The organism is Asticcacaulis sp. (genome assembly GCF_027484505.1).
In the GTDB taxonomy this organism is placed as follows: Bacteria; Pseudomonadota; Alphaproteobacteria; order Caulobacterales; family Caulobacteraceae; genus Asticcacaulis.
This window is the reverse complement of record NZ_JAIXSV010000035.1, coordinates 1-4,396: the sequence shown is the minus strand read 5'-3', so window position 1 is coordinate 4,396 and position 4,396 is coordinate 1. Positions and strand designations below refer to the sequence as shown.

The 4,396-nt window shown below is 51.8% G+C and carries 6 protein-coding genes; 5 read left to right on the top strand and 1 reads right to left on the bottom strand.

Annotated elements, in window-relative coordinates; translation table 11 throughout:
- From Q0072_RS01915 to Q0072_RS01895, 5 genes are all read left to right on the top strand, one after another.
- Window positions 1-308, top strand: a 308-nt coding sequence (locus Q0072_RS01915) for a nucleotidyltransferase domain-containing protein (RefSeq protein WP_298324918.1), incomplete at its 5' end; no start/stop codon positions are given.
- Window positions 309-548: 240 nt separating this feature from the next.
- Complete coding sequence (locus Q0072_RS01910) at window positions 549-1,370, top strand: ParA family protein (protein WP_298324915.1); 822 nt, start codon at window positions 549-551, stop codon at window positions 1,368-1,370.
- A complete protein-coding gene (locus tag Q0072_RS01905; RefSeq protein WP_298324913.1) occupies window positions 1,367-1,753 on the top strand; it encodes a hypothetical protein in 387 nt (128 codons plus the stop codon). Before Q0072_RS01910 ends, Q0072_RS01905 begins: the two co-directional genes overlap by 4 nt.
- Window positions 1,750-2,484 (top strand): hypothetical protein, encoded by a 735-nt coding sequence (locus Q0072_RS01900; RefSeq protein WP_298324909.1) that lies wholly within the window; start codon window positions 1,750-1,752, stop codon window positions 2,482-2,484. The genes Q0072_RS01905 and Q0072_RS01900 overlap by 4 nt, the downstream gene beginning before the upstream one ends.
- Before the next feature lie 335 nt (window positions 2,485-2,819).
- Window positions 2,820-3,260 carry a DUF29 domain-containing protein gene (locus Q0072_RS01895; RefSeq protein ID WP_298324907.1) on the top strand — a complete coding sequence of 147 codons (441 nt, stop codon included), beginning with the start codon at window positions 2,820-2,822 and terminating at the stop codon, window positions 3,258-3,260.
- 464 nt (window positions 3,261-3,724) lie between these two features.
- Here the strand turns inward: Q0072_RS01895 and Q0072_RS01890 are convergent.
- On the bottom strand, window positions 3,725-4,396 hold a 672-nt coding region (locus Q0072_RS01890; protein WP_298324905.1), incomplete at its 5' end, for a vitamin B12 dependent-methionine synthase activation domain-containing protein.

Genomic DNA, 4,396 nt, shown 5'->3' with positions numbered 1-4,396 from the left:
ATACCCACCCGCTGGACCGTGACGAGGTCCTGAACCGCCTGCGCCGGCATCAGCCGGCATTGCGGGCGCTGGGCGTGCGCCATCTGTCCCTGTTCGGGTCGCTGGCCCGGCGGGAGGCACAGGCCGACAGTGATGTGGATGTGCTGCTGGACATCGACCCCGCCACGCCCGTGTCATTGCTGGGCATCGTGCGTATCCAGAACGACCTCTCCCGCCTGCTGGGCCGCTCTGTTGATGTGGCCGAGGCGGCGGCGATGAAGCCGGAGATGCGGGAGCGGGTGCTGCGGGAGGCGGTTGGGGCGTTTTGAGTGGCGACCAAATATTTCTTTTAGTTGTGTTTATTTAATATGGTAATTTCTAGTATCTCGATGAATTTTTATTTTGTGCAATTCTTAAAATAAAGCCAATGTTTGTTAAAATATTTTCCATTCTATATCATTATGGAATAAATTATTTCATTTTGTTTGAATTTTCGATTTTAGGCAATCAGTTGCAGTGCTGATGATATTTTGATAAACTTTCTAGATAACATACCTGAGGTGCGTGTCATGGCGGGTGAAGAATACTCTATTATTTCGTTTGTCAACTTGAAGGGTGGTGTCGGAAAGACAGCATTATCGGTAAATTTCGCCGCTTATTGTGGTTCCGAGGGTTATAAGACCCTTTTGATTGACCTTGACCCTCAAACAAACGCTACATTTTCTTGTATGCCCATTGATAAATGGGAGGACCATGCCAAGAAGCGTGGAACTGTAGCAAATCTTCTGGGGGTTAGAAATCACACATCTGTGGATGCTTTTGGGAAAAAGGCTGCTGACGTAATAGTAAAAAGCGTCTTTTCTGGCGTTGATTTGATACCATCGCATTTGGATTTATTTACAGTAGACTTAGATATGGGAGCTGAGGTTGCACGGGAGACAAGATTACGTCGGGCGCTTAAGGATTTGATATCTAAATATGATATAATTGTATGTGATTGTCCGCCAAATCTAACGATACCAACTCAGAACGCACTGGCTATGAGCACGGATTATGTAATACCTGTTTCACCTGACTATCTTTCAAGTATTGGGATTGGTCTGTTGAAAAACAGGGTTGAGAAGTTATCCGTTGATTTGGAGAACAAGATTAATTTGGCGGGTATAGTTATGTCTCGTGTTGGCAGACCGTCGTTTTTTCGATCCCAAACGAAGCAAACATTACGGACTACTTTTGGTGATTTGATATTTGATACAGAGATAACTGAAAGGTCGTCGGTTAGTGAAGCAGCTGCCAAAAACCGGAGCATATATGGTATGAGTGATGCCAGTGCGATTTCAGAGTTCCGCGCTATGTCCGATGAGCTTCTAATCAAGCTGGGGTGGAAATGAAAACCCATGAAGTGGCCAAAATTCTGACGCTTGTATCGCAGATACTGCGTAGCGGGCCGAATCAAGAAATCGAAGATTTTTTTTCCAATTCGAAAAAGAATCGTACTGTTTCGCGATCAGATGTTCCCGCCGCTCTTGGTACACTCATAGCTCTCTCGGAGTTTGACAAAAATGATTGGGCTGGGTTCATAAAAGAATTTGAGCTGCCTATTGAGATTCGCGCTCGAGACGCCGCTCGTGATGTCCTTGGTAAAATTTTACGCCATTTGGAGCAAGACGAGAATTTACGAAAAAATATTGTATCATCTGAGTCAAAGAAACGAAGCGCTACCTCTCCAGAGCTAATGAATGCTTTGCAGTTTCTGTTAAAGGGTTCAACATGATCGACGACGAAATAGAGAATAACTTTAGGTCTTTCTTTGAAAGATGGTCTAGCTCACTCTCTGGAAATTCGGCTAAGTCTGTCGAAAATCCTCTAATGCTTCAAAGCTACAAGAGAATGCTTTCTGTTCAGGTTATAAGGTCAACAGTAGTATATAAAGAATGTTCTCCTGAATGCGGTGAGTTTTTCTTAGAGGCACAGAACGATATTTTAGTCTCTCATATTAGCGCTGCACAGGGTTCGTGGAGAGCAGCTCTGCAGGCGATGAGAAGTTTCTTGGAGAATTCATTGTGTGTTCTATACTATATGGATCACAAAGTAGAATTGAGGCAATGGCAAGTCGGACAATTTAAAATTGGCTTCTCCGATCTATGCAAATATATTTTATTACATCCAGATTACGAACCATATGAAAGGAAGTTTTCGTGTGTTAGCAATCTTGCAAAAGAATATGCTACATTATCAAAGGCGGTACATGGGTCATCAAAAAATTTTAGAATGGCACGTGAAGCTGAGCAGCTAGCTATTTTTCCTTCAGATAAATCTTCATTATCTCAATGGAGTACAAGGGAGCGGGCCGTAATTGGGAATGTAGTTTTGGTATATCTGGTTTTCTTTAAGAATTATTTTCAGGGTGCAAGCAATATCAGCAGTAGATCTGTTATGGGATATTGCTTTGAGAAAAGAAAAAAGGAAGAGATACGAAAAGAATTATCAATAAATCTATCATAATGTCCAGATTCGAACTTTTTCTCTTTTATGAATTTGGGCTGGAAATAACACATGAAAATCTTCGAAAGGCTTATGCGTTTGCGCGCCAAGAAATGAGCCCGAGCGTATTTATATCGGCGCTGATCGCGCCTGACGCCGCGTCCGCGGTTTCGCGGAAAAGAATGCGGGGGGCGCGCCGTCATTGGCTTCGATTTCTGCCATCATGGGCCGCTGGTTCCGGCGTGACTGGCGAAACGGTGGCGGCTCTCCCGCCCTCTCGATCCCGAGGGGGCTTGCTGGACAGGGTTTGGTCTGGACCTTATGATCCAAGCTGTTTCGATGGGTAGAGGTGCGCCATGAGCGGGACGCTCTATGAGACGGATTTCTATGCCTGGGCCAGTGAGCAGGCAGCCCTGCTGCGGGCGGGGAAGCTGTCGGCGGCGGATATCGAGAATATTGCAGAGGAAATAGAGAGCCTGGGCAGGACGGAGAAGCGTGAGTTGATCAGGCTTCTGACGGTTCTGTTGCTGCATCTGCTGAAATGGCAGTTTCAACCGGTGCGGCGGGGGGCTTCCTGGGAGGCGACGATCCGGGTGCAGCGGCGTGACCTTGTTGTTCACCTCAACGACAACCCCAGCCTGAAAGCCAAGGTGGGGGAGGCGATTGAGCAGGCTTACGGTACGGCCCTGATCCAGGTGAGCGCGGAAACCGGCCTCTCGGAAACGACGTTTCCGGCGGAATGTCCATGGTCGTTTGAGCAGATCATGGATGCGGGGTTCTGGCCGGACGGGCACTGAGCGGGGTCGGGCGTTGGCGGCGGTGCCAGAACCGAGTCATATCGGCGCTGATCGCGCCTTACGCTGGGTCCCGGCTTTCGCCGGGATGACGGTTGGGGGTGGGGTGACGGCTGGTGCGGGGGGGCGCGGTCAGATGGGCACTGAGGGGGGCGTTGGCGGCGGGTTGTGAGTCATATCGGCGCTGATCGCGCATGACGCTGGGTCTTCGCTTTCGGCCATGGGTGCTAACTTAGATGGCTGAGCACACCAATTCCGCCCACACTACCGTCACCCCGGCGGATGCCGGGGCCCAGGTGACAAGCGCTTGGCTTTATGACTTGGGCCCCGGCCTTCGCCGGGGTGACGGTAGAAGGGGCTTCTGCGGTAAAGCAAATCTTATAAGTTCGCGCCTATGGGCTTACGCCGGGAAGACGTTGGGGGTGGGATGACGGTTGGGGGTGGGTGACGGCGGCGTGTGAGCCCCCTCACGCTGCCGTCACCGCTGCCCGCTCCGCCGCGTCGGGATCATAGTTCAGGTTGGGGGCCAGCCAGCGTTCCATGTCGGGCAGGCTCATGCCCTTGCGGGCGGCATAGTCGGCGACCTGGTCGCGTTCGATCTTGGCGACGCCGAAATATTTGGCGTCGGGGTGGGCGAAGTACCAGCCGCTGACGGCGGCCGTCGGCAGCATGGCGAAGCTTTCGGTCAGGGTAATGCCGGCGATATTGGTGGCGTCCAGCAGACGGAACAGGGTGGATTTTTCCGTGTGGTCGGGGCAGGCGGGGTAGCCGGGGGCGGGGCGGATGCCGCGATAGGCTTCGGCGATCAGCTGCTCGTTGGTCAGGGTCTCACCGGCCGCGTAGCCCCACAGCTCGGTGCGCACACGTTCATGCAGGCGTTCGGCAAAGGCCTCCGCCAGACGGTCGCCCAGGGCCTTCAGCAGGATGGCGCTGTAATCATCGTGCGCGGCCTCAAAGGTCTTGGCGCGTTCGTCCAGGCCGATGCCCGCCGTGCAGGCAAAGCCGCCGATCCAGTCGGCGATGCCGCTGGATTTGGGGGCGATATAGTCGGCCAGCGACAGGTTCGCCCGCTCCCGGCCCGGATCGCGGGCCATCTGCTGACGCAGCATGTGCAGGCGGTCCAGCACTTTTGTGCGGGT